The sequence below is a fragment of the Hymenobacter agri genome, assembly GCF_054778495.1.
The window spans coordinates 1-1786 of the sequence record NZ_BAAGZM010000744.1 but is presented as its reverse complement, the minus strand read 5'-3'; the positions used below and the strand labels follow the sequence as shown (position 1 = coordinate 1786).

Genomic DNA, 1786 nt, shown 5'->3' with positions numbered 1-1786 from the left:
CGCCTGGTGCGCACGCTGGTGCGCGACAAGCCGTACCCCGCCGGCCCGCAGCAGCTACCCGTACCGCTGAGTGGCCTGGGCGCCGGCCTGTACTTGGTGCGGCTCGATTCGCAGGAAGGCTCGCGGACCGAGAAGCTGGTGGTGAAGTAAGGCAGCGAGCTGCTGCGTTGCCTAAAGAATTAGGTAACGTCCTGCTGAGCTTGTCGAAGCATCTCTCCCGCGCAACGTAATTTATTTACTGCTGTGGGAGAGATGCTTCGACAAGCTCAGCAGGACGTTCTTTTTGCCAGCATTGGCCCGCCGCCCCAACTGCCCGGCTCTGCGCATCTTTGCGCCCATGAACATTCTATACGGAGTGCCCGGCGAGGGCCTGGGCCACGCCACCCGCAGCAAAGTCGTGATTAGCCACCTGCTGGCCCAGGGCCACGAAGTGCGCGTAGTGAGCAGCAGCCGCGCCTACACCATGCTGGCGGCCGCGTTCGGCCCGCAGCGCGTGCTCGAAATCCGGGGCTTTCACTTGGCGTATAATGGCTTGGCGGTGAGCAAGCTGCGTACGGCGGTGCTCACGCTGCGCACCGCGCCCGAGGATTTGCGCGTGAACTTTGCCCGCTACCGCGACCTGCTCGGCGGCTTCGAGCCCGAGGTGGTGATTTCCGACTTCGAGTCGTTCAGCTACCTGTTTGCCAAGCTGCACCGGCTGCCGGTTATCAGCATCGACAACATGCAGATTATCAGCCGGGCCCGGCTCGATGTAGACATTCCCGACGAGGAGCGTGGCAACTACCAGCTGGCTAAGAGCATTGTGCGGGCCAAGCTGCCGCGCAGCCGCCACTACTTCGTGGCCACTTTCTTCCCACTGCCGCTCAAAAAGAAGCGTACCACGCTGGTGCCGCCTATCATCCGGCCCGAGATTCTGGCCGCCGCGCCCAGCAAAAGCGCACACGTGCTGGTGTACCAGTCGGCCACCACGCAGCAAAACCTGGTGCCGCTGCTACAGCAGATGCCCGACCAGGAGTTCCGCGTCTACGGCTTCAACAAGCAGGAAAACCACGGCAACGTGCAGCTGTGCGCATTTTCGGAAGCCGGCTTCATTGCCGATTTAGCCAGCGCCCGGGCGGTGGTGACGAACGGCGGCTTCTCGCTGATTTCGGAGGCGGTGTACCTGCGCAAGCCCATTTGCGCCATTCCCATTCCGGCCCAGTTCGAGCAGTGGCTGAATGCGGCCGAGGTGCAGCAGATGGGCTACGGCCGGCATTTTGAGGCCATCACGGCTGATAATCTGCGGGCTTTTCTGGATGGGCTGCCCAGCTACGAGGCCGCCCTGGCCGGCTACCGGCAGCAGGGCAACGAGGCGCTGTTTGCTCACCTCGACGAGCAGCTGCGCGAAATCCGGGAGGAAGACCCGGCCGACCGAACGCCGCACTCCGACGCCTGGGGCGGCGAGTAGGCGTGGGGGCGGTTGTCGTAGAGACGCATATTTGCGTCTCGTCGTTGAACGGAGGCCGCTGGAGTAACCCAACGACGAGACGCAAATATGCGTCTCTACATCCCATCAAGACAGCCTCAATAATTTCCTATGCCCATTCGTACCCGTTTTAGCTGGGCGCTACTGCTGTTGCTGGCGGCCTGCGCCCGCACCCCGCAGCCCAGCGCCCCCGGCCCGGCCAACAAATACCAGGATGCCATCCTGCGCCAAATCGGTACGGCCCAGGACGAGCGCAACACCGCCGCGCTGCTGCCCTGGCTCAGCAACGGCAACTCCATCTACCGGTGCGAGGCGGCCCTG

General features: G+C 63.4%; 2 protein-coding genes. Both read left to right on the top strand.

The genetic code is table 11. The features are described 5' to 3' along the window. Nucleotides 1–337: 337 nt before the first annotated feature. Nucleotides 338–1447, top strand: coding sequence for an MJ1255/VC2487 family glycosyltransferase (locus ACYVDE_RS21665; protein ID WP_460503618.1), 1110 nt, complete (start codon nt 338–340; stop codon nt 1445–1447). A 129-nt stretch (nt 1448–1576) separates the two neighbouring features. Beyond that, nucleotides 1577–1786: hypothetical protein (locus ACYVDE_RS21660; RefSeq protein ID WP_460503617.1), on the top strand; the 210-nt coding region annotated here is incomplete at its 3' end.